At 37.1% G+C, this 25,027-nt stretch carries 20 protein-coding genes, 1 rRNA gene and 2 pseudogenes; 18 read left to right on the forward strand and 5 right to left on the reverse strand.

Features of this window, described 5'->3' with window-relative positions:
- The first annotated feature begins 239 nt into the window (after nt 1-239).
- The 4 genes from A8990_RS13680 to A8990_RS13695 are packed head-to-tail and all read left to right on the forward strand — an operon-like array spanning nt 240 to nt 4,162.
- Nucleotides 240-986: a hypothetical protein gene (locus tag A8990_RS13680; protein WP_116189598.1), complete on the forward strand. Its 747-nt coding sequence runs from the start codon at nt 240-242 to the stop codon at nt 984-986.
- 8 nt (nt 987-994) lie between these two features.
- Complete coding sequence (locus A8990_RS13685) at nt 995-1,480, forward strand: hypothetical protein (protein ID WP_116189599.1); 486 nt, start codon at nt 995-997, stop codon at nt 1,478-1,480.
- The gene (locus A8990_RS31535) at nt 1,477-3,342 is read left to right on the forward strand and encodes a DUF2326 domain-containing protein (RefSeq protein ID WP_181909573.1); all 1,866 of its coding nucleotides are present in this window, start codon (nt 1,477-1,479) and stop codon (nt 3,340-3,342) included. The genes A8990_RS13685 and A8990_RS31535 overlap by 4 nt, the downstream gene beginning before the upstream one ends.
- Complete coding sequence (locus tag A8990_RS13695) at nt 3,326-4,162, forward strand: hypothetical protein (RefSeq protein WP_116189601.1); 837 nt, start codon at nt 3,326-3,328, stop codon at nt 4,160-4,162. Before A8990_RS31535 ends, A8990_RS13695 begins: the two co-directional genes overlap by 17 nt.
- Nucleotides 4,163-5,473: 1,311 nt before the next feature.
- On the opposite strand, the gene A8990_RS13700 is transcribed toward A8990_RS13695, so the two are convergent.
- A complete protein-coding gene (locus A8990_RS13700; protein ID WP_116189602.1) occupies nt 5,474-5,824 on the reverse strand; it encodes a helix-turn-helix domain-containing protein in 351 nt (116 codons plus the stop codon).
- 492 nt (nt 5,825-6,316) lie between these two features.
- On the opposite strand from A8990_RS13700, the gene A8990_RS13710 reads away from it, so the two are divergent.
- Both A8990_RS13710 and A8990_RS13715 read left to right on the forward strand, forming a co-directional pair.
- Entirely contained in the window at nt 6,317-7,147 is an 831-nt protein-coding gene (locus tag A8990_RS13710; RefSeq protein WP_116189604.1) for a hypothetical protein, read from the forward strand.
- A 163-nt stretch (nt 7,148-7,310) separates the two neighbouring features.
- The gene (locus tag A8990_RS13715) at nt 7,311-7,769 is read left to right on the forward strand and encodes an RpnC/YadD family protein (protein ID WP_181909574.1); all 459 of its coding nucleotides are present in this window, start codon (nt 7,311-7,313) and stop codon (nt 7,767-7,769) included.
- 467 nt (nt 7,770-8,236) lie between these two features.
- On the opposite strand, the gene A8990_RS31540 is transcribed toward A8990_RS13715, so the two are convergent.
- On the reverse strand, nt 8,237-8,395 hold the full coding sequence (locus tag A8990_RS31540) for a hypothetical protein (RefSeq protein ID WP_181909575.1): 159 nt from the start codon (nt 8,393-8,395) through the stop codon (nt 8,237-8,239).
- A gap of 198 nt (nt 8,396-8,593) precedes the next feature.
- Between A8990_RS31540 and A8990_RS32745 the strand changes: the two genes are divergently transcribed.
- Nucleotides 8,594-8,788 (forward strand): DUF7695 domain-containing protein, encoded by a 195-nt coding sequence (locus A8990_RS32745; protein WP_116189607.1) that lies wholly within the window; start codon nt 8,594-8,596, stop codon nt 8,786-8,788.
- Nucleotides 8,789-10,021: 1,233 nt separating this feature from the next.
- Here A8990_RS32745 and A8990_RS13730 read toward each other — a convergent pair.
- Nucleotides 10,022-10,831, reverse strand: coding sequence for a LexA family protein (locus A8990_RS13730; protein WP_147306809.1), 810 nt, complete (start codon nt 10,829-10,831; stop codon nt 10,022-10,024).
- 331 nt (nt 10,832-11,162) lie between these two features.
- Between A8990_RS13730 and A8990_RS13735 the strand changes: the two genes are divergently transcribed.
- The 9 genes and pseudogenes from A8990_RS13735 to A8990_RS13770 all read left to right on the forward strand — a co-directional run bounded on the left by A8990_RS13735 (nt 11,163) and on the right by A8990_RS13770 (nt 20,197).
- Nucleotides 11,163-11,432: a hypothetical protein gene (locus tag A8990_RS13735; RefSeq protein ID WP_116189609.1), complete on the forward strand. Its 270-nt coding sequence runs from the start codon at nt 11,163-11,165 to the stop codon at nt 11,430-11,432.
- Between the two features lie 21 nt (nt 11,433-11,453).
- The gene (locus tag A8990_RS13740) at nt 11,454-12,599 is read left to right on the forward strand and encodes a tyrosine-type recombinase/integrase (protein ID WP_116189610.1); all 1,146 of its coding nucleotides are present in this window, start codon (nt 11,454-11,456) and stop codon (nt 12,597-12,599) included.
- A 56-nt stretch (nt 12,600-12,655) separates the two neighbouring features.
- Nucleotides 12,656-14,740, forward strand: a complete 2,085-nt coding sequence (locus tag A8990_RS13745) for a tyrosine-type recombinase/integrase (protein WP_116189611.1) — start codon at nt 12,656-12,658, stop codon at nt 14,738-14,740.
- Between the two features lie 3 nt (nt 14,741-14,743).
- Entirely contained in the window at nt 14,744-16,636 is a 1,893-nt protein-coding gene (locus tag A8990_RS13750) for a tyrosine-type recombinase/integrase (RefSeq protein ID WP_116189612.1), read from the forward strand.
- Nucleotides 16,633-17,022 (forward strand): DUF6262 family protein, encoded by a 390-nt coding sequence (locus tag A8990_RS13755; protein WP_116189613.1) that lies wholly within the window; start codon nt 16,633-16,635, stop codon nt 17,020-17,022. Before A8990_RS13750 ends, A8990_RS13755 begins: the two co-directional genes overlap by 4 nt.
- A gap of 112 nt (nt 17,023-17,134) precedes the next feature.
- Nucleotides 17,135-17,470: pseudogene (locus A8990_RS13760) on the forward strand (transposase); the annotation flags it as partial.
- 84 nt (nt 17,471-17,554) lie between these two features.
- Nucleotides 17,555-18,094 carry a hypothetical protein gene (locus tag A8990_RS31250; RefSeq protein ID WP_147306810.1) on the forward strand — a complete coding sequence of 180 codons (540 nt, stop codon included), beginning with the start codon at nt 17,555-17,557 and terminating at the stop codon, nt 18,092-18,094.
- A gap of 150 nt (nt 18,095-18,244) precedes the next feature.
- Nucleotides 18,245-19,531, forward strand: a complete 1,287-nt coding sequence (locus A8990_RS13765; RefSeq protein WP_116189614.1) for a hypothetical protein — start codon at nt 18,245-18,247, stop codon at nt 19,529-19,531.
- A gap of 198 nt (nt 19,532-19,729) precedes the next feature.
- The gene (locus A8990_RS13770; protein ID WP_116189615.1) at nt 19,730-20,197 is read left to right on the forward strand and encodes a coagulation factor 5/8 type-like protein; all 468 of its coding nucleotides are present in this window, start codon (nt 19,730-19,732) and stop codon (nt 20,195-20,197) included.
- Between the two features lie 657 nt (nt 20,198-20,854).
- Here A8990_RS13770 and A8990_RS13775 read toward each other — a convergent pair.
- Nucleotides 20,855-21,697: a Cthe_2314 family HEPN domain-containing protein gene (locus A8990_RS13775; RefSeq protein ID WP_116189616.1), complete on the reverse strand. Its 843-nt coding sequence runs from the start codon at nt 21,695-21,697 to the stop codon at nt 20,855-20,857.
- 378 nt (nt 21,698-22,075) lie between these two features.
- Nucleotides 22,076-22,648, reverse strand: a complete 573-nt coding sequence (locus tag A8990_RS13780; RefSeq protein WP_116189617.1) for an HNH endonuclease — start codon at nt 22,646-22,648, stop codon at nt 22,076-22,078.
- A gap of 592 nt (nt 22,649-23,240) precedes the next feature.
- Here A8990_RS13780 and ligA point away from each other — a divergent pair.
- Nucleotides 23,241-24,317: pseudogene (gene ligA / locus A8990_RS13785) on the forward strand (NAD-dependent DNA ligase LigA); the annotation flags it as partial.
- A gap of 344 nt (nt 24,318-24,661) precedes the next feature.
- Nucleotides 24,662-25,027 (forward strand): 16S ribosomal RNA (locus A8990_RS13790); the annotation flags it as partial.

Raw genomic sequence — 25,027 nt, forward strand, 5'->3', positions numbered from 1 at the left:
TCGATCTTTCCTTGATGCAGAAACAGTAACAAGAAGACTACGTCAGGACTTAAAATCCTGCGGTGGGTGACCATCCTACAGGTTCGATTCCCGTCCTCGGCATATCTAAGTATTATAAGGATTTTGCACTCCTTAAACGTAATTCATAAGTTCAAAAAAGCTTTTTGATAATGAGTTGAAGGTTTTTGGCAGAATATGTAGAATGATTGTGTTAGTATTCTTTTAGGGGTGTATCTTTTTTGATAAGCCAAATGATAAAACAAGACCTAATAGATGAGTTGATAAGCTTATCGCTTAATACAACCCAGTGGAATAGTCTTGCTAGAAACTACTATATAAACCCAGCAGACATTTACTCGGAAAAGTCAACTAATCCCGAAAAGGCTGAGGCCCTGGTTGAAAGAATATGTCAACTAGGTGCTCAAGAAAATTTAATTACTACGGCAAAGGGAATAATATATCAAAATACCGAATTTGTTCCCGCGCTAGGGGAAAAACTAAGTAAGCTTGATTATAAAGTAGCACTGAAATTCGGCAATTTGTACAAAGAGCTATTACAGAAAATTGAGGAAGCCGAATCTAATCCTGATACATATAACTTCGATGAAAATAACGATGAAAATGAAGATCACCGAAAGATTATTAAGTTTCAAGATAAACTTGAAAATAGGGCTAAATTTTCTGAAAGCAATCGTGAACTAGCTATTGAAAAAAGAAATGAAAATTCTGTATTAAGAAGGAAAGCCCAAAAGCTTGGTTTTGGTAAATACGAGGACTTAACAAAAAGGATTAGACATATTTATAACAACCGAATACTTCCAATTTGTCCACCTAAAAATTATAGTGCGGATTATAGATTGACGATAATTTTAAATGAGTTGTTTGAATACCTACCGATCGATTACCAAGAAGACGATGAAGCAGAAGATTATCTTTATGGAATGATATTCGAGACTATGTTTCAGTGTTTTATTTTTAATGAGTAGGTGTGTATATGGATGAGCAATACATTAATGTTGAAGAAAATGTAGTAATCAATAGCCTATACTTAGCTATAGTATTAAACAAATTCGGTAAGGCAAAATTAGAGGAACTTGCAATCGCGGTTTATTTATTTAGATTTACCAATGTCCTGGTTAGTCTCTTAGAAAAACAAAATATGAAATCGTATATGCGACTATGTCAGGAATCAGACCTTCAAAATTTAGACTCTTTACTCTCGCCATACTTGGTGAATATATATAATGATAGGTTTCAAAGATCCCTCAGTGAGTTACTGGCTAGGGATATGATACAAAGAGACAAAAATGATGATTTTTTTATAAATTTTGATGCTCAGATATTGATCAATCTAATAAATGAACTTGAATTAAATCTTGTGGATGAGAGATTTAACATTATTGTTCAATATATTAGAAGTAACGAAGTCTCAGTGATAAAACAAAAAATATACGGTTATTCTGGGGAATTAATAGGATGAACAAAAACAACAGCTTGTTTATTAATCGAATAACAACTCAACCTCAATTGAATGGCTTTGATGTTGTATTAAGAAAAGGGCTTAACATTGTTTATGCCCAAGATATTGGTGGATTAGGGAGTATAAATAGTGTTGGAAAGTCAACATTCGTTAATTTACTCAACTATGGTCTTGGGTCAAACACATTCATTCAGTCCGTGGTTGCAAAAAAAAGGTTAGAGAATGTCTTCTTGCTAATGGAGCTAAGTATTGGAATTAAAAGATTTACTGTTAAAAGAAAAATAATATCAGGTAAAACTTGTGAAGTATTTGATGGTTGGGTAATAGACAGATTAATTGAAAACAAAAGCTTTGAAAGTGATAAAAAAAGTTTAGATGAGTATAAAGGCTATCTAGAAGACTTACTCTTTGATAATAAGAACTATTTTAAAGATGAGAAAGTGATTAATATTAGAGAGTTTATTTACCCCTTTTTTAGAGTCCAAGGTAGTGGCTTTGAAAAGATAGATGAACCCTTGGCTAACTATGAATCAGCTAAAGTAAAAAGGACAAGACTCCAGTTTATAACTGGTCTTCTTTCGGATAGATTAAAAGAACTCAATCAAGAAGTAGAAAAGAAAGAACAGGAAGAAAAAGAAGCTAAATCCGAATATCAAGTAATTAGAAAGTATGTCGAACATAAAACAAAAGCACATAAAATAGAATTGCATATTAAGAAGCATGAAATAAATGACGAAATAAAACAGCTTGAACTTGCAAATATGGAGTCTAAGACTAAATTTAAGAAGCTGCAAGATTATCTAGACAATTTATACGTAAATAAAGAAAATTTGCGTAAAGAATTAGTGAATATTGAAAAACAAATAGAAATTGTTGATTCAAGAGCCATTAACTATAAAGCTACGCTTAATGAAATTTCTCAAGAAAAGAAATCTTTAAACCTTATAGAGAAGACTCATCAATGGTTTTCAAATTTTGAGTATAAGAAATGTCCGACGTGCTTGAAGCCGCTTAAAGAACATGAATTGGATGATTGTGAAATCGCAAATGAAAATAATGTTGCTATTGAGACTTTATCGGCTGTTCTTGACAATGAAAAAATGGAGTTATCTGAAGCATATACCAGAGCACTTGTTCAAAAGAGTCAGCTTGTTTTAATGAAGACAGAAGTTGAAACTAAATTAGCAGAGCTTAACAAACAATCAGATGTTGATCTAGACTACTTAATTGCTTCACTTGATAAAGTTGAGGAACGCTTAAAGGTGCTATATGAAGAAAGTGCATTGCTTGATAATTTATCCAACTTAATAAAGGATATTGATACTTTTGAAGAAAAATGGAATTTGAGTAAATCAGAACTTCAAGAAAAACTGTTGGAATTAAAAAATGAAAAGAAATCATTCGATAAACGGTTAGAAGAACTAAAGAAAGATTACAAAAAAGTGGTAGAATATCTTTATAATAAAACCAAATTCGGGATTTTAGAGTTATCTCCAAAAGCTTCAAATTTTAAGGTAAGTATTCATAATAATGATGAATTCAGAAGCGAAGACAAGGGTGATGCCACAAATATTATGAAAGTAATAGCTTTCGATCTTGCATTGCTCGGAATATCGAATGAGGATGGCAATATGCACCCCCGCTTTTTGGTTCATGATTCCCCAAACGTAAGAGACATTGATCCTGAAGTCTATAAGAGAATAATAACTTATATAGAAGACATGGAAAAGTTAGGGTTGGATTTTCAATATATTATAACAACATTGTTAGTTCCAGATAACATAAAAGCTGATTCTCATTATATAAGATTAAAGTTACATAATGATGGAGATGGAGGGAAGCTTTTTGGATTCACATTTTAGTTTAGATTATTCGCAACAAGATAAATTAATTGATTTTTTAAATCAGTATTATTCCCTTGAGGATTTATACAGTTTGTGTAGATTGCTTGAATTAAATAAAGACGATATTATGACACAGTATGTCCCCAAAAGAATTAATTGTGAACGATTTGTAGAAGTGATTAAACAAAGAGAGTACTATTATAGACTATTTTTATTATTACAAACCGAGAAGTTCTATAGAGAAACACTAATAGTTTATTTTCCGAATGTTAATATTACAAAGCCTAAGAAAACACCAGAGCTTGAAGAGCTCGGTCGAAAAGTTTATTCTAGTTCTTCAATTGGCAATGAAGGTCAAGTTACTCATGAAATATGGATTGAACAATGTAAAAAAAGTACCGTATTAATTTTAGGAAAAGATAGTCCAGACGAATATATGAAAGAACTTGAGGAAATAGGGAAAGTAGTTCAAGAAAGGGGCTATAATCCGATCTTTATAAAAAAACAAGCCGAGGTCGATATTTCTAGTAATGAAGAGAAGATGTTGACATATGCCAGCTTATCCAGATTCATTATTATTGAAAAGTCTTATGCTGCAGGTCAGATAGATGAAGCAAAAATCTGTGCGATAAATAGATTTCCCGCTATTTGGTTAAGAAGGGAAGGGCATGGAGATACCTGGATGCAAGGCGATTACGAGGCTGATTTTAAATTCATTAAGAACTTTTGTTATGATGAAAATAATAAAAATGATGTAATTAAATCCGCTATCGAATGGGTTGAAGAATTTATAGATACAAAAAGGGAATATCTAAATAATATATATCCTTGGAGATAACAATTTTCCTTAGTTACTCAAATCAAAGCGTACATCTTCCTCGACCACATAGCTCAAAATAAACTAGATTAAACTAGTCTAACTTAGACTAGTTTAATCTAGTTTATTTTGAATCACTTAATCTCACATCCTCAGGAGATGGATAAGATCACCCCTTCAAAAAATATTGAGATGCATTAGTTATTCAAGGCTTTACAAAACGTACTCAATCTCACGCCCGATCAGATACGGAGTGTATTTCAAACAAATACTCGGCGGACTTGCTTCTAAAGAGGCGTTTAGTTGTCCGAAGATGAATTAGTGAATAATTCCAGTGACCACCTTTAGTCTTGATGTGGCAGATAAAATCTGCACCTATAATCTTCTACGTCCTACTTTCCAGTATACCAAAATTGATTCATGATGGAAGAAGCGGTTAGGTTGGTTTACTACATTGCCCGGAAACCCCGATGCCTCAGTCAGGCAAACTTATGTGGCAATTGTTGGAGAGTTGCATCAAAGCAATTGTCGCATACTATGAGATTCTTATTGCTTAAACCGATGAACTTTGCCAGGATTTGATAAGTAACATCTAGTTTGAGTTCGGAAGGTAAGAAGTGTTGACTGCATACTCCGCATGAACCATGTAGTTTCATATAGCATTCAATACAGAGTGATCCTAGATCATGGGTCATATGACTAAACAATTTCTCGGTTTCATTGGAACAGAGGGCACAACAATTCATTATATTCATCCTCCAGTTGTCAACTGAACGCAAAAAAACGCAGACTTCACCCGTTAAAGGTAAATATCTGCGGTGCTTCCGCATTCCGTGATTATTATTTACAACTTAATATACTTGATTATCCGAGAATATTCAATCTTTTCCGGTTTACATTTCGAATCGACCAGTGATCACATATTTATGGTGCTTTCATTGTTCTATCCGATAAACATGTAGTCCTCTGCTCTTGAATCCTCAGTTTTACTAATTTGGATATAGCAACCTTAATTTCACTTTCGTTGGGAGTTAATGTACATAAATACTTCTGACAGACTCCTAGGTAGTCAAATGGGTTCAACAAAAATCTGATGCCCTCGCCCACCTCGATGATCCATTTGAATATCTGTAACGACGTGTGATTAAGGAGAATTCGTAACAACTACATAGACCGAAAAAGCACTTAAAACTTCCAATAGAGTAGCGAGCAGCCCATCACACCAGCTCCTCTATATAAACGAAAGGCTGGCTCACTTTTTCATCGGGATGTGGCCTTATCCACTAAGTTCAAATGCCAAACATTTAGTTTCACCATACAAAAAAATCATTTTTAGTCAGCCGATTTTTTATTTATCTGGAAAATCCGGTGTAAAACATCAGAAGCCATTTTCACTTCATCTTCGTTATGTTCAGAAAGTAAGTTAACAATTCCTTCTATAACCATATCTTTGGCTTCATGGCTTTTGGGATTATCAATGTCAACAAGTTCGCTAATCGATATGCCCAAGCTGTTCGAAATCTTGTATAGGTTCGCCAGTGAAATGTTTCTTTGACCACGCTCAAGCCCACCGATGTATGTATAATGAACATCGGCCCGTTCACCAAGTTCCTCTTGTGAGAGACCAATTGCTTTTCTATACTCCCTAATCTTATCGCCGACCATTCTTAAAATATCAGACATAATTGCTACACCCCTAGTTCGAGTGTAAGCAATAGATTGCAATCAATTAACACGTATATTGGTAACAAGTTAATAAGCAAATAAGTATTAGTGGTGATATAATGTTATACAAGGATTGCAAAGCCGAAAAGATTCTAACAAAGTCTCTGATGGATAAATTATATGAGGTGAGAGGAATGGAAGAAATACAGAACTATTGGTTGGTAGTATGGAATGCAGAGACCGGGGAACTTAAAAACGCGAAATTCACTTGCACCACAAGTCAAGAAAGCGAAGCAAGTTATGAATTTGAGAATACATATCCCAAATTAAAAGTGATTCACATAGGCCAAGGTGAAAAACCTCCAAAAACATACCGGTCTTTACCCTACGTTAACTAAAGGATTCTTGAAGAGATAGCCGTTCCCTAGATAAAATGGGAACTTTTTTAGGTAATTATAAGGGTCACCATTATTACTCCATTTAATTATAAACACCATGAGGATATATAAAATGAATTTAAAAAGTCTACTAATTAAATTGAATCAATCGAGCTATTTATATCAGGATCTAGTCGATTTTTATGAAGAAATTCAGGACGCAAAATCTAGAAGTTCCAAACAACTTGTTCTTACCGGATACAGGGGATTAATTGAGAAGACTTTAAGAATAACTTTATTCGAGGTACTGCTATTAAAGGGATACCAAGAACAATGCAAGGATCTTAGAATTAGTAGTTTAATCAAGATGTGGATAGTTGATTTAAATCTTTATAAGTCTTCCTCCGAAATAGGAATACTTGAAGCGTATAATAATGAATTAAGGCTTACACATTCATATGCAGAAGAAACGCTTGATAATTTTTGTGTAATCATTGCCTCATGGTGTTTATATCAAGTAAGGTGTTTCAAATTCTTTGGTGATAAGTACTCTATAAGGCCTATCGACCAAAAGTTTCGAGGAGGAATAATGATGAGCGGCGATAAAAAATACCTACTTTCGCCGCAGGAAGATGGCACTTATGTCCGTGTGCTTGAAGACGGTCGTAAAGAGATTCTTATACAGCAGCAGGTTTTAGAGATGATTTATGAAATGGACCCGTTGATTAAAAAAACTGCAGAAAAATTATTCCGACTTTCTCAAGACCCTGATGTCGTCTTACAATATGAGGAGCACGAAGAGAAACATCTAGATGAAGTTTGGGATGAGATTGATAAAATCGCTGATCAACATGGCGGCCACTATGTTGTGCCAACTATACCTGGTTCGATAGACACTACCGATGTCAGTGAGTTTATAAAAAAGCAGAAAGAACAGCGCGAATTTGAAAAGAGAGGCAGCTGAGTGGATATCTCATCCAATTGTGATGGTGAGTCCTGAAATACCAGCACAATATGCTAAGGAGGACTCCTGCAAGACCACTTAATATTAAAAGAACATCTGCAAGACCGGAAAGGAGTTCCATTGGTAGTGCTCCTTTTACTAGTTCCCTGGGGAGATGTGGATAATGGATAATAATAAGGCCAGCGAAAAACGTAACTTACTAAGTGAGGATGAAGAAATTCGTCGGATGACCGAGCTCCGTGAAAAAGGACGGGCGGATCAAATAGCACAGTTTGAGTTTTTGCTCGAAAAGCAACTCGAAAAGCAACAATTGGAAACAGCAAAAAAAATGCTTGAAAAAGGATATACATCGTCAGAAGTCTCAGAGATATTAGACGTATCAGAACAGACAATACAGCGATGGTTCGAATCTGAGATGGATTCACTTGCTGTGATTCGATCGATTGCTTCAGAAGGGTTCAGAACCGGTTGGAAAGCAGGAAGAAAATCATCGAGCCAAGCCACAATTGCCACAAATCGAGCGGCGTTGATGAAAAAATTACCTAAGAATCCAAACAAGCGACCAAGCATAGCAAAAAACATCAATTTCCAGGTTCAAGAGGAAAATGAATACTGGATCTGACTGCTGTCTGAAAAGGACCACCAGTAGTTCTGTAGAGGTTGCGCAAGCAGTTGGAGGAAGCAGGAATTCGGTTTGAGCGACGAGCTGTTCAATTAAATCTTGAAAGGGTGCAAAGAATAGTCACGAAGGAGCTTTTAGGCCCCCAGGATGTCGAAGTGGAAATTCGAGGAAGAATAATAATGAGTGACGATAAAATATACCTACTATCACCGCAAAATGATGGCACTTATGATGTTTGCTTGAAGATGGCCGTGAAGAGATTCTTACACAGCAGCAGGTCCATGTTGCTACAAAGAGAGAAACGGGCATACACTCAATCAAAATCTCAATGACAAAAAAAGACCCCAGCTCATCGCCGGGACCTTTCTTCCGTTCAGCTTCGCCCATTTAAGGGTTTTCGATAGAAGTCAGCTCTTCACTGATCACTACCCTCAGTACCATCATTATATATTTAAACTCTCGAGTAATCAAGCCTGTGGTTTATGAAAGGCTGCCGTATCTGTTGCTAGGAAAGCAGCGGTATGTTTTTCTTTGTTGCTACGAAGATCTTCTTGTTCGTCGGCCAACATTTTCGAATACAGTTCAGACTTTTTTTTCAAAAAACGTTCGATCATTTTATCTTTCATAGCAGTCACCTCAATTACATTATACCCGAACTTGGAACGAATTGTTATCAGTTAGAGGTTTATTTAATTATTAAAACTAAAAGGACTTTAAAAGGATCTTAATGGGTGATGTTGTATGGAGCAACATGTTGGGATTATGTATGATAACTTCAAAAAGCTCCGAAGCAAGGGTTTTTCATATAAAGGGGGAGATGTTAAGTGGAAAAAATTCTTCAAAACATGATACGGTGTCTTTCTTGTGATGATATCATTGAATCTACATTTAGTCATGATTATAAAGTATGTCGATGTGGAAAAGTTGCTGTTGACGGAGGAAGGGACTATTTAAGAAGATCTTTTCCAGCGGACCGTTCTCAAGTTGATTCGTATGAAGAATTGTCCCAGTGGGAGTGAGCTGGAAAGCTAGTTGTAAGGTCAGCCATATAATTCGTACTCACACCGCATAAGTGAGTTAATTTGTTAGTTGTGCCACTTCGTACTGAGGACGCATATCTCCACAGCCCCCTAATTAAGTTGGAGTCCTCCATCACGAAAATGTACACGTAGTACATGAGGATGATGAGCGCAATGGGGAAAATGTCCAAACAAAGAGAAAAAGCTGCACAAGAGGTCTTGTCTGGGATTTAGGCAGCTGTTGTTTCCAGAAAATATGGTGTTACTCTTATCGCGAAGAGCACGGCGAACAAGATCATCCTTATCCCCAGGAACAGGCTGAAGAGCTGAAACGCCTTATCGGGGTCGAGAAGAAATACGAGAAAGCAGTCAAGATGATGGGAGAAATGGATCTAGAGATCGAGATCCTCCGTGAGCTGTAAAAAAGCCAACCCCTGCTTATCCGAAAAATGTGAAATAGCCGACATGTTCATATACAGCAGCCTTTGTGCTGCGCATCATGGGGTTTGGCTTCGTCCACGTACTATGACCGATTGAAACGCGTGTTACAGTATCCAAAGGCAACTACAGGTAGGCGTGGGAAACCCGTTCCCGGTTATTCCCTCACGGAGATGGGGGAGAAAATAAGCGACGAGCAAATCCAGGAATGGCTTTTGGGGCTCATCTATAGAATGCTTACGGCATGTTTGTGGAAACAGCATAGACTAAAGCTCAATCATAAGAAGCGTTACTAGCTGTGTAAGGCGCTAGATATCCTGCAGCCACAGCGGAAGAAGCGCTTCAAGCATCCTCAAAAACTGCCAGAGAACCGGGTCATAACGGGACTAAACCAGCTCTGGCAAATGGACATTAAATATGGCAACGTCGCGGGTCGCGATAGGCATTTCTTCGTACTGAGCATTATCGGTATATTTACCGTGTCATTGTCGGTCGTCGTGAGAGGCTATGCATGCCTGCCAGACGCTTGGGACAGCCCTGGACCCTAGCACCATTTGTGCAGACATATAGAAAATTTACTATGTTATTGTGGGCATTGGAGTTGGCAAAGGAACTCTTCATTTTTGTCAGTTAACTGGTTAACCTCTTGATACTGTTGGCTCTATCGTAAATCTCCTCAATCATAAAATAATGAAACGAGGAGATTCTGGAGGAGAAGAAGGAAAGAAACCATCAACCAGATTGCTTGATGGTTTTTCTTATTTGCGACAAAATCATATCTAAGATATCTCAAATTCACTGGGGGGTTACTTGAATTTGAATTACTTTACCAATAATCCTGACTTTTTTTAATTCAATTATTTTAGGTTCAAAGCTCTTGCAGTTAGAAGGATAGACCCAGGCTTTGTCGCTATCAATGTTTTTGATTTTTTTTAGAGTTGCATCCCCTCCATTTGAATTTATTACTACAATATCCCCATCCTTGAATTCGGAACATATTTTAACTACGACTAAATCATCAGCATGTATACGGCTATTTTCCATTGAGTTATCAGGAACCTTTAATAGAAATGTTTCATCTTCAGTTAAATTCCAACGATTTGGTACGTATGTCCACTCAGATACATACTTTTCATTAATTATTGGCTGGTTATATTTAATAGTTTTTAATATTGGTACCTTTAAAGGTTGTTCAGTATTTCTCTTTTGAGAATAAAACTTTCGATCTTCATTAGTAATATTTATTTCTTCTTTGAAATGTTTCTTGAAAAATGATTTAGAAAGTTCTTTGTACCTCCTATAGGAATCATCTTTCATTAAAACTTCTTCATCATAAATTCCTTTAGTAAAGTCGGGGAATTTTTTATTCACTTCATAGGCAGCCTTGGATAGTTGCATAGAAAGGTCATTCTTGCTGTAGAAAATATCCAAATACCCACTTAGGGCACTTTTTATATTTTCAGGTGCTTTATGAATAACTGCAGAAATTAATAAAGGCATTGGGTCATTTTCAGTTATTTTGGCTAAGGCAATGTTTAGCTTTTCCGAAGCAGGGGGTTTTTTGCCATTTTGCAATCTACTTAAGTATTCTTTAGATGCCGACACCCCCTCCTTTTCCAGCAAATTGGAGAGCTCATCAAGTTTATAGCCAGAGTTGTCTATGTAGCTCTTAATTAAATCAGTGTAATTAATAATAACTCCTCCTTTGAAGTTTAAAGCATTCCTTAATTTGATTATATCAATTAGTTAAGTATAAGATTTCGAAATAAAATTGACCTTTTAGTTAAACGATATTACTATTGATATAATAGACAATAATACATCTGTTGACCTGTTAGTTCAATGATGCTATGTGTTTTATATCCTTTTACCCAAAATTTAAGTTGTAACTATACGGAAAATCTTGCATCGATTTTTTAAAACGAGGTGAAAGATAATGTCTATTGGAGATGTATATATCAAAAACACCAACTTAGACCTTCGTAAAAATCTTAAAACATTGAGTGTTGGTCAAGCGGTTAAGATAACAGGTGAATTCGGCGATACTGTCGTGGGGAAGATCAAAGAAATAGATTTAGAAGCAGAAGGTATTTGGTTGTTATTAGTAACAGAAATTAAAGGTATGAAGGATTGGGATTTTTCTAATTCGGCTTTCTATTATGCAATTGACATTAATAAATTAATAATCCTGCCTCAAGCTAAATAATAAAGGGGGAATAGGCTCTTAATGAAAGTTCAAACAATCCAAACCGGAACAGGCAAGCGATATATAGTACTGGATAACAACTATAAAGTTATTGAACCAGTATTGAAGTATCTTAAGTATTTGGACTCTTTGGAAAGATCGCCATATACTTTGAAAACTTATGCTCATTTTTTGAAAATATATTGCGAATTTTTGGAGAAAAATAGACTTACTGTATATTCAATATTTGAAGCAAAACAAGGAGCTATTGAGATTCTTGTTGATTATATTGGATGGCTTAAAGGCAATAACACTCAATCGAATATTAAGGTTTTTCGACGTAATAGAAAGACAAGATCGAATGCGACTATTAACAATATGTTAGTAGCAGTACAGGGTATGTACACATTTCTGGCTAATAATAAAGAGATACCTAAGGTGGAATTTTACAAGGAAAAGATGGGAACTATTAAAAGTTATAAAGGCTTCTTACATGAGACTACTAAGAAATCTACAACACGGGAAAATATTCTGAAACTAAAAACAGTTCAAGACGAGAGCTATGAGTTTATTACACGGGAACAATATAATATTTTATACAAAGCCTGTAATAACCGTAGAGATAAATTGATTATAGCATTGATGTTTGAATGCGGACTAAGGATTGGTGAAGTAATAGGTCTACATATTGAAGATTGTAAACCACAGGATGGGAGCATTTACATCACGCATAGGGAAAACTTACCGAATGATGCAAGGGTAAAAAACCATTCTGAAGGAGTCGCATTTATGCCGGATTACGTTATAAGTTTATTAATAGATTATTTGACAGAAGATATCTTGGATGTTCACAATGATATGCTATTTGTAAACCTTTATCGCGGAAATATTGGTGAAGCAATAAAAGTAAATACAGTGGAGGACTTATTTAAACGTTTATCGCTGATAAGTGGAATAAAAGTAAATCCACATATGCTGAGACATGGTTTTGCAACTGAACGTAAAAAATCTGGTTTGGACTTGATGAGCTTGAAGGAACTGCTGCGACATAATCTAATACAAAGCACAATGATTTATACACATGTAACGAATGAGGATAAGCGGGATATGGCAATTGAGTTTTATGAATCGAAGCAAGAGTCCGCAGAATACATGAAAAGATTTACTCAAGAGGTGACCGTACGATAGAGAATAAAATTATTAATCTTGAAAATGAGCGGTTTTGGAAACAAGATATCCTCAAAATGTCGGAAAGTCCTCAAAATAATGTCCGAGTGTATTTTGGTGACCCAAGGTACATTGAGTTATCAACATTTGATCTACAAGGAGTAAAAAGTGAAGAACTGAAAAAGGAGATTAAAGAGTATTTAAAATCAGTAACCACTGAATTAGATATGTCTAAAAAAAATAATAGAAAAACATATATATATCCGATTCGCTATTTAATTGAATACTTTAGCTATAAAGATATTTTAACAATCAAAGACATATCAGAGGAAGCCATCAGAAAATATGAAGATTTTTTGATGGAAATTGGTATTGAAGATGGACATAGGGATAAGACAAACAGAGCTTCGAATAATCAGAAGATTATATGGCGTGTCATTAGGTATACGTTAATAAGCTCGTCTGAGAAAGAGCAATTTACTTATGATAGATGGCTTATTGACAAGCAAAATGTATACTTGGGAAATAACAGCGGCATAGTTTCTTTTGCGGGTCTACCGGAGAACATTAAAAATGATCTCAAAAGTTTTCTCATTCAATGCGAAGAAAGACTTACACAAAAAAATACATTTAAAAGTCTTGTTTTGTATCCAATTAGACTTTTAATAGATTACTGCATAGATTACGAAATAAATGAGATTACAGAAATAACCATAGATGAGTATAAAATATATTTGGAGAAAAATGATAGAGAAATTTATAAAAGTGAATCTAATAGAAAGAAAATCGGGCCTAATGTTAATATTCTGAATTTATTGTGGATTTTTCAGGATGAAAAAATCAACCCATTTTTTTATGATCGTGATTTTTGGGATCTAACAAAGTTGAAAATAGAAGAGAGTAGGTTAAGTCTGATCGATCTAAGGGAAAGCATTTCCTTTCGTGGAATAACAAATGGAAAAAATAAAAAATTACAGCAAGTCTACATTAGGCATCTAATTGAAGACACCTCACTCACATTAAGCACCATTCTAAGAAAGCACTACATGATTAGACGGATTATGATTAATTTCAAAAATGGGATCGAACAAGTGCCAAGGGAAGAAATAATTATTTTCATTAAAGAGGAATATGGGGAAAAAATGCAAGGGTCAATTTTAAATGATCTAAAGGATATGTTTTTCTATTTATATGAAACAAGTAATATTGATGATCCGATACTATACCAAACGGATTTAATAAAGCGTAATAAGAAGCATGTGAACCGGACTGTCGATGAATATATTGTTAACCAAATTTTTAATATTCTAGACAGGATTCCAGACGATCTAATGTTAATTTATTTAATTATTTATTGTACTGGAGTCCGTATCAGTGAAGCTTTAACAATTAAATCAGATGCATTATTTACAAATTCGAAGGGATGTTTACTAAGAACTTATTCTACAAAAATGAAAAAAGAGCAGTTTAGTGCAATACCTATTGAATTATATGTAATGATAGATTCCTATATAAAAGAGAAGTGTTATGAAAGTAACGTGGAATATGTTTTTAAGTCAAAAAGAAATCCTGAATTACCAATGAAATCCGGTTATTTCAGGGAGAAAATACACAAGCAATTTGAAGATCATGAAATAAAATCCTCAACCGGTGAGAATTATAGAATCGATATTCACGGATACCGACATAGGCTAGGAACAGAAATGCATGAACATAGAATATCACTATTTATTATCCAGAAAGCATTACATCATGAGTCTGTTCAAATGACTATAGCATATATTGATATTTTAGAAAAAGATATTAAAGAAAGCTACAAAGACTTTTTTGATAAGAATGGCGACAAGATAGTTCCTGATCCCAAAAGTGAAAGGGTTGTGATTATTTTGAATTATCTAGATAAAGCGTTTAACATGCAGGCCCTTCCCAATGGGATTTGTACACTCCCAGTAAAATTGGGCAAATGTGCACATGCAAATGCATGTCTTACTTGCAATCATTTTGGTACAAATGCGAATTATTTGGATATCTTAAGACAACAATTAATAGAAACAGATCATATTCTTGAAGAGTCATATAAAAATGACTGGATAATGCAAATAGCTACAAATGAAGAGGTGAAAAAGAACCTCGAAAATTTAATTGCAAAGTTAGGAGGGTAAGCTTTGGAGACTACGGTTAATAGCAAGGGGGATATATCGTATTTATATGTAAAATTGATGGATAGTTTAGAATGTGAATCGTATCTTAAAAAAGACGTGTGGATATTCATGGAATGCGATGTTTTAAAAAGGAATATGAAAAATAATGAAAGAATTATTACCAAAAGCAAAAACAGATCTTTTGATTTTACTATAATACAAAACGATAATATTAGAGATGAAGTTAAATTTTTTTTTGCAAAACAATTGATGCAGGACAAGATGTGCCCCGAAATAAATTATCTCTATAGTGAGTTCAAAAGAATTTTTCAATACCTTTCAAATGAAAAATTTTCGCATGCACAGAGCTTACTTGACTACGACAAAGAGGAACTGGTAAGTGGTTTTAGAAATACACTTGAAAGAAATCAGCAATCAACCATGGCAATCGCTAAAAGGATAAATAAACATATTAAAGAGGATATTTATTTTGTAGACTCAGAAGTTTTGAGATCACTAAAAAAAATATATGATTATTTATACCGAGAAATTATTGAAAATAAGAATAAATACTTTGAACGCGATAAATGGGTATTTTCAGTAATGCCTTTTAAGGTTAATTTGGAAGATTTCTCGGCAAATAAAAGCATTTCTTTTACTAAAATAGCCCAACCAGGAATAAAGAAGATGATTAAGAAACTATGCTGGCATGAACTAAAAATGAAAGCAGTTGGTACGGCAATAGTGCGTGTTTATTCTTTGACTACTTTTTCTAGATATTTAACGAAAAAGTTCCCGTTTGTAAACAACATAGAAGATATTACTTATGACATGCTGCATAATTATATAGCGTATTTAAAAACAGAAACTGGGGCAAAACCTAAAACAATTAAAGGAAGAGTAGAGGCTGTCCATAAACTATTTGAAACGATTAGATTTATGAAGTGGGCTAAAATAGATCCTAATGTGAGGATAAAAAGCAACGATATTGTAAAAGTAATAGATAAAACTGGTGAGCCATATACAGAAGAAGAGTTAAGGGAAATTAATCGTCATTTAGACCAAATCCCAATACAGATTGCAAGATTACTATGTGTCCTTCAATACACTGGAAGTAGAATTAGCGAAATATGTTCTTTTAAAATTGAAAATCTCAGAAAGAGTGAAGATGGAAGAGATTATTTGACTTATAAACAGTTCAAAACAAATAAATATAATGTTATTCCCGTTGAAGGAATAGTTTTGGAACTATTAACGGCGGCTATAAAGACCTCTTGTGAGTATCACGGAGATAACGCTATATACATTTTTTCTTTAGAGAACAACAAAATCATTAAACCAAATGTAATTGATCAAAATCTAAAACGTTTATCGTATAAGTGTAAACTTAAAGACAAGAGTGGAAAGCCTCTTAATATTAGAGTACACAGGTTTAGAGATACGGTTGCTACTAACTATGCTGAACTTGGAATTGATCCAATTGCGATTTCAAGATTGCTTGGTCAAAAAAGCGTAGGTGTTTTAAAACATTATGTCGAGATTCACAACGATATATATTTAGATGCTATGCAACCGCTTTTAGAAAAGCAAAGCCAAATGATTAAAAATATTGGACACATTGAAGATGTGCCTAAAGCTAAGATAGAAGACACGGTGGCCATTCCATTGCCGAATGGTTCTTGTTATAAGCCCGCAAGCAGTGGATTATGCCAACATGCGAATTGCTGCTATAATTGCAAGATGTTTCAACCGGATTCTAGGTATATACATGTCTACAAGAACCACTTATTAAGAGCGAGACAAGACTTGGATATTGCGAAGCTTAATGGTTACGAGAGAATACTACAAATAAATCAGGATCTTGAAAAATCTCTTATTAGAATTATCGAGAAAGTAGAAGAGGAAGAAGTATCATGACGAAAAGAAACACTTCTGCTATAGTAGCAATGGCAAAAGATAAAACATCTAAAAAAGTAGAATTGGTACTACTTGAAATTGATAAGATGAAAAAGAAAAATGAGAAGGTCACATTCTATTCTATATCAAAAAAAACTGGTGTTTCTCGTTCCTTTTTGTACAATAACCAAATTTTGTTTAATAAGATCAATTCAATTCGTAACAATAACCCAAGATCTGAAGATACAATTCAAACTATTGTTGAGGCACAGAAGCTTAAAATAACAAAGCTAGAAAAGGAAGTTGCTGAATTAAAAAAGAATGAAAATTTCAAAGAAAGATATGAAGAACTTTTAGCCCAAAATAAGGAGTTGAAAAAGCAACTGGAGGTTTCTTACACATACTAAGTCGGCGCTTATATTTATAAAAATGGCTATGTTAAATCTCATAGTTGATATTCAATAATCACGAACGAGTGTTCTACAATTAAGGTGACAATTCGGTTTGGATGATATGCCTATGGATTTACGAGAGCTAAAAAAGCTTGCTGATTCACTGGACGATAGCGGTAAGCAGGAGCGTATTCACTATTTGCAATCCCAAACCAAAGGTGTATCGTCTCCCATACGTGCCATTGATGAAATCCAAGAGCAGAAGTACAAATGTGGGCTTGTTTGTCCGCATTGCCAAACCCGTGCTGTTGTGCGATTTGGGGAGTATGTCGTAAAAACGCGTGCTAGAGAGGTCAAACGTCAACGTTACGGCTGCAAGTCCTGCCGCCAAGCATTCAATGACCTTACAAACACTCCTCTTCAGCGAACGAGAAGACCTCGTGTATGGGTTCGACGTATGGAGCTTCGCCGGGCAACCCTTGAAATTGTGGCATGCCGGCTGCATCTCGTTTAATAGTTAAGACCTAGAAAGGAACGTGAACCCAATATGAATTGTCCATGTGGTTCAAATGAAGAATACAGCTCATGTTGTGAAGTGCCAACCGAAGGTAGCACTCCTGAAGACATTAAACAATTAGTTAGAAGAAGTATTGTCAGAGGCTTTAAAAATGCTGGGGATGTACGGGGAGAACTTTGTTTATACGCCTCGTTAATAGCAAAAGAATTACTAGCCTTACATAATATAAGGAGCTACGTTGTTGCGGGTTCTGCAAGGTGGAACTACCCAATATTTTATGAATGGAGACCCGATGGCCGCGAGTTTCACGCTTGGCTTATTACCCAATATGGTGAGTATGTAGATTTAACAATCGATGATATCCAAAACAGACGAGATTTCGAAGAAACCAATGTATTTCGGGAGACAGGGTACAGTATTGATCCTCCTCTCTGGTGTTGGAGTAAACGTTTAGTTGATCGAAAATACGATGCTGTTGACTTGGGAGCTACAAGCCTCGAAATTGATGAGAATGGTTATAGCATACTAAGAACCGCTGTACATAATGTTTATAATAATCTTCCGAAGTGAACCGGCTCAGGCCGCCTCAGCTCTTCGTCCTGGACGTTTCCGGTCAGGCCGGACGATCTCGCCATGATAACCTGCCATTAGCCATTCATGCGGCACAATAATCAAAGCTGCATAACAGAGTCAATATTTGAGTTGAGGAGTTTTTCGAAAATGGACAATATGCCTGCTTGGTGGGTAGAAGCTATTGCAATTGAATATTTGGATTGCAGGGAATACGGGTTTAATCAGGGAGGTGGGTTTTGGAATTTTAACTTTGACAAAATCGATAAGCAAAAACTTACAGAAGCACTAAATGAAAAAAAAATCATTATTCCACATGGCACACTGATGCATAATTTAAATGAATCAGTATATCGCACACGAATACTAGAATTACTATTTAGTACAGTTCCGTTATATATTTGCGAGGAAGAATCGGATGCTATAGTGGAAGGTTTATCTTCAAAGAACCGTTTTCTTTTTAGCTCAAATGGAATCGATGCGGTGGATCCGAAACTTGAATTAAACCCACACTTCATCGTTTATGAAAACGGAAATTTTTATCAGTGGAAATTTGCCGATTTTGAATCGGTTGAAGGTCGTCACTATGGCAAGTTTACATCCCAAGTAGTCGACCTTGAAGTATTTGATCAAGAATATGAAAGACGTGCTCAACTTCATGAAATGTGGGTTTCGGAGAAGGGAAATACTTCAGCCCTCATTGATAAGATCCAAGAGCATTATGATTGGATTAATTCGATTAGAACTCCTTTACTTGAAAGGCTTTATGAAATACATGTGGAGAAACTTAAAGATTATAAACCAAGCAAAGTTACGGAGAATAAGGCACCTCAACTGTCTCGCTTTGAAAGTTTTACAATAAAAGAAGGAAAATATCATACAAAATCTCTTGGTGCTCCTATTTTTTTTAATAGCCTAGTTGCACACGTAAAAGCAGTAAACGCACTTTATCAGGGATGTAAGCATGAAGTTGAACTGATCCCAAAACTAGATAAAATATATCAAGAAAGCGCAAGTGCTGTTATTTTGGGTGCCTCTTGCTTAGAAAGCTTCATTAACGAACTCGGTTATAAATACTACGCAGATATTTGGGATTCGTCTGGAGAAAAAATGAGTGTTGATGGAAAAATTGATTTGATCTTAAAACTAAAAAATGTGGAAAATCCATTTATTAAAGGTGTAGAACCAGCTGCAACTCTTGGCCATTTGATTCAAAGTAGAAATCATTTGGTGCATAATAAGCCGAAGTATGAGCAGGTAAAAAAATATCAAAATTCTATCGTCTCGGCAATGAATTATTATCTACGTAAGGATCTCATCCAAGACCTGGACAAAAAGATTAAACTGATAATTGAAACAATCTGTGAAAAGAGCGACACTGGTGTCCCTGGTTGGCTAAACAATCCCTCACTCTGGTCCCAGGATGGTTCGGTCTAAACAAATCGTGGCCCACTGGGCCCGGAACAGTAGCCTCGCTAAACTAAAGGGAGACGATAGCAACCACAACATGACGGCAGCCGTTCACACGATCGGCTGTCGTTGTTCATTGAAGTAACGGGCAGGATACTTCCAATGTGTGGTAATATAGATTCTGTAATACCAATAAATTAACACGGGCTATCCAAGGTGATTTGTATGAGCTTGACCCACGAATTTTTTCTTCTTAGTCGCGATTTTGATTTGAATGACAGGTATGAATGGTACACAAATCATCGGAATACATGGGCTGAAAAGACGAATGTATCTGATGAAACTATCCAATATCTGACGGACTTTTTGAACTGGCTACCATCGTATAATCCCGAAACAAGAGAAAGTCACAAAGGATTAAACTACTATGGGGTAACAGTTATAAAAAACCCGGGAGCAGAGAAGCTAATAAAGATATTAGAAAAATGGCTTAAACTAATCGAAGAAGCACCTGACACATTTAGTTTAAGAGGAGATACTGTTTGGAAAGAAGAGGAGAATGAAGAGGGCTACTGGGAGCAGACGAGAAATTGGATAGAGCGAGAAGCAATGCAAAGTGAATTAGAAATTTTGTTGAGTTTAGCTGTTAAAGCCTCAAACAATGACCAATTAATTATTCATTTCGGAATTTAGTAAATTACGGGTGTTGCATTGAAGTAACCGGGAGACGTTAGCTCAGCCAGAACAGGGAGCAGGTCGCCGCGGCGCTGCTCCCTGTTCCATTGAAGTAACGGGCAGATTAGTATAACAAAGGAAATAGGTAACGGCTTCTAGAATATGATAGGATATTGGCCGAAATGGTGGAGATACAAGATGATAAAAAACATTGCATGCCGAAGCTGTCAGCGCACTCGATAAAATGCTCAACAGATGCCCTTTAATTTCACCTGATTATTTATGATTTCCTACCAAAAACCAAGACCTCGATGATTGCAATAAAAACGCCGGGAACCCTCGATACATAAGGATTCTCGGCGTTTGTGCTTTTCATCGTTTTCTTCCCGCCTCCGAAGGAAAGCGATAATACTATATAGTTTCCATTGATAACCCATGTGTGGGAGTAATGACCTAAAGTGTTGGTGCACTTCGGTTTTTGTGTATTGGTGATTTCCGTTCGGTTCCCGTGATATCCGTAACTATCAGGGGAGTTTTCTACTAAAACCCTACCACGATCCGACCAAGAACCCGACTGCGCTTCATGCTAACATTGGCGGGGTTGTCAGTGAGTCATCTTGGAACTACCACTCGACAAATAAAAAAGCAAGGATGGTTTCTCCCCTACATATTGCTTTATAACGGACCAAACAGTTTCGTATGCTGATCACGGTAAAAAGCTTGTTCTTCTTGAAAACGGTCATTCAGTACATGAGGAATTTCGAGCAGTGAGTGCTCTATAAATTTGGTGAGCATGTGATAGAAAGTGTCTGTTGTCTTGAAAAACTTGTCTGTATTAAGAAACGGATCCTTTTGCGCGTAAATATTTGCTGTAATTTTCTCCGGCCTCTCTGGCAGTTTTTCTTTCAATTCAATTTCTAAATCCTCGTTTACGAACGAAGGATTTAAGGGATCTTGTCTATGAGTTAAAGCATTTCTTGTTTCTCTGATTATTTTTAAGACTTCCTCGTTTTTCTCAAACCTTTTTATTGCACGCGTAAGCTCATGCGATCCATGTTCGTTATATAACTTGCTCTTTACTCGTGCATAGGAAATTTCCCTCTCGGTCAAACCCAAGTCGAGTACCAGGTTTACCGCATGTGCATATTTCTCTAAAATTGAGAACGTCCTGTATATTACATTCTCTAAATAATATTCGAACTTTTGGAGTTCGAAGATCATTTCCCGATCAATTTCTCTATCCAACTTTTTGCCCGGGACAACCTTAAATTTATCGTAAAATTCTCCCTTATATATGGTATAAGCACAAATCATCGACATTCGGCAAAAATCCCAAATGTAACATATTTCAATCCTCCAAGAATTTAAAACAGGGAATATTTTAAGATGTTGATTCAAAGTCAGAAAAATTGGTGGGTGAGCTTCTTCATATTTGTTATATGCTTCCGCAACCTTCCCTAATACATCAGGATATTTGTGTTGGTATTTAATATACTCCTCCATATCCACATTAAACATCGCATTTTCCTCCCCTGGTAACTTTCCCTAAATCCACTATTACCATATATTAATAAAAAAGAGAAGAACCTTCTGGTTTTTCTCTCACAATTATTAATTCTGCTCATCTTCAAGCCATCTGAAGAAATTGTCTCTCAGTATCCGTATCAATCCGCGCTCCCGATCCGATGAAGTAGTGAATAATCCACGTAACGTATTCAACTAACTGGAGACGTTACTTTAATGAACAAGCGGCAGTTTAGGTCTTTATTTCCGGTCCATGACTGCCACTAGTTTTTAAATTACAGGCAGTCTAATACTTATTATTCGGAACTTGACAGTGTAGCAATTCAGATATCCGTGTAAGATTAACAAATCCAGTCTTGAGTTTTATTAACTTCAAACATTTAGCTCTTGCTTCAGACGTTCTTTGACACGATTCCGTAGCTTTCTCGCATTCTGCCATAGAATACTCCATTCGTGCAAAATTCTTGAATATTCCTCGAGCTCATCTGGCGTGAGCCTACTCATGGCTCCGATTTTTGGACCGGTATAAGGGTAATCGATCATAAATTGCTCAATTTTCTCAATTCTCATTTGTGCGATGTCTTTATCTTTATTCTTTTTCTTCACCCATTTCTCCCAAGAGGATTTCCCCCTTGTATCGTTACAATCATGACAGGCCGCGATTGTATTACCAAGAATCAAGTCACCATCGTCTGCAGCTGCAACGATATGATCGGCCACCAGACCATTTCTCGTATCGCCTGTGTCTTTTATCCCGCAATACGCGCAATGATGATCGAAATATTCCACAATTAACATCCATTCTTCGAGGGTTAAGCTTCGGATTGTATAAATTTCCTTCATCCCGCGTTGAACCTGGTAATTCATTCGCGAGAACATATTAGTTCCCATTCGTTTCTTTTGGGGCTTGTCTTTTTTCTTAGACTCAGAAACAACGTTAGTCATTTAAGATTTCCTCCTAGAAGTTTCTTTCCCCATTATAGCTAAAAAATTCAATATCTGTCTGCATGTGACCCTCAAAGCTGAAGCCGACTCTTTTTTTATTAGATGACACTGCCTAAGACTTAAAGGTACAAACAAATCAAATGAAAGCGTATATAAGACTTTTTATCATTAATTCAGAAGATACAATTCGAAAAGATCCATTTTTTATAGAGATAGTACAGGAAGCATTGATTACAATAATAATATGAAATGAGCTCTTTTGATAATCACATTCTCAGTGATGGACTTCATACCCTTGTATTCACGCATCATTCAATTGGAGCTTGATACCTGAAGTCGATTAAGCTCTAACGGATACGAAAGTCCAATACATAACACCCATGAGGTTGCTGCGGAATCAAATGCACAGCCTCATTAAGATATTGGGGGTTGCTAGCTCAGTAAAAGCAGCGGCAGTCTAAGACTTTGATTTCTTCGGACACTCAATACTATCGTAAACCAAAAATTTCGATGTGCAATACAGTAAATACATGTATTTAAGGATAATATGTCGGTTACATTGGATTTCTTAATATGTGACCTATATATAACGATTGCGTTTAAGTTCGAGGCGGAAGAGACGACGACGATTCTCGAGTCGGTTTCCTGGGAAGTGGGCCGCACAGGCAAAATCACCCCAGTGGCGCGAGTCGAAGCCGTCGATCTTGCCGGCGTAACGGTACAGAACTGTACGCTCAACAATATGGGCGACATCGAGCGGAAGAATTTGAAGTTTGCGCTGGGTACGCATGTGTTCATTCGCCGCTCCAACGATGTTATTCCGGAGATTCTCGGCAAAGTGGACGATGAGCCGGGCGGTGAGATTGTAACGCCGACGGAGTGCCCGTCCTGCGGCACGCCGCTGGAGCTGCGCGGGGCGCATCTGTTCTGCGGCAATAAGCTCGGCTGCAGACCGCAGACGATCGGGCGTATTACGCACTTCTCTTCCCGCGATGCGATGGACATTGAGTCCTTCAGCATCATGACGGCGGAGCAGCTGTTTGATGATTGCGGCGTACGTGATCCGGCGGATCTCTACGCGCTTTCGTATAAGCAGCTGATTGGCTTGGATCGTTTCGGCGACCGCAAAGCGAAGAAGCTGCTTGAAGCGCTCGACAAGTCCAAGGATCGCGATCTGGCAGCCTTCTTGTTCGCGCTTGGCATCCCGAATACGGGCAAAGCGACGACGAAGATGCTCGCGGATCAATTCGGCAGCTTGAGCGCCGTTCGCGAGGCGACCGTCGAGGAGCTTATCGGTCTGCCTGACGTGGGCGGGATCGTGGCCGAGAGTATCTACAGCTACTTCAGAGACCCGGTAGCGGCAGATAGCATCGACCGGATGCTCGCGCTTGGCGTGAAGGCTGAGGCGGAGCAGCAGGCAGTGGTTCGCACGGATAGCGTCTTCAGCGGCAAGACTGTCGTGCTGACAGGCACGCTCTCGAGCATGACGCGCGATGAAGCGGCGAAGAAGCTGGAGGCGCTCGGCGCGAAGATTAGCGGCAGCGTATCGAAGAAGACGGATTTTGTTATCGCCGGCGAGAGCGCGGGCAGCAAGCTGGCCAAAGCGCGTGATCTCGGCGTGACGGTTATTGAGGACGAAGCTGAGCTGGCTCGTTTACTGGGCGAGTAAACTTTTGTGTTATAAGGGCTGTGTCGGCGAGTAAAGCCGGCACAGCCCTTTGTCATTTTTTACAAGTTGCATCGTGCTTGCAGATGTGTTAAATTATTTCTTGTCGCTTCTGAGACACGCGCCAATAACAAACAACATTCGACAGAATGTGAAATTAAGTGTTGACGCGGTCGACGAAAGCTGATAATATATACACCTGTCACCGAGAAATACGCGGTGCGGACAAGTTCTTTGAAAACTGAACATATGGATCACGTCAGATTCAACAATGTTTTAAATAAGCTAGTATTTGAATGAGCTAACAAGCGAATTCATTGGGCGCAAATGGCTCCGCCATTTCGCCTTTTATGGAGAGTTTGATCCTGGCTCAGGACGAACGCTGGCGGCGTGCCTAATACATGCAAGTCGAGCGGACTTTGCCTTCGGGTAAGGTTAGCGGCGGACGGGTGAGTAACACGTAGGCAACCTGCCTGTAAGACCGGGATAACATTCGGAAACGAATGCTAATACCGGATACGCAACTTGACTGCATGGTCGAGTTGGGAAAGACGGCGCAAGCTGTCACTTACAGATGGGCCTGCGGTGCATTAGCTAGTTGGTGAGGTAACGGCTCACCAAGGCGACGATGCATAGCCGACCTGAGAGGGTGATCGGCCACACTGGGACTGAGACACGGCCCAGACTCCTACGGGAGGCAGCAGTAGGGAATC

The sequence above is a fragment of the Paenibacillus taihuensis genome, from assembly GCF_003386535.1.
In the GTDB taxonomy this organism is placed as follows: domain Bacteria; phylum Bacillota; class Bacilli; order Paenibacillales; family Paenibacillaceae; genus Paenibacillus_Z; species Paenibacillus_Z taihuensis.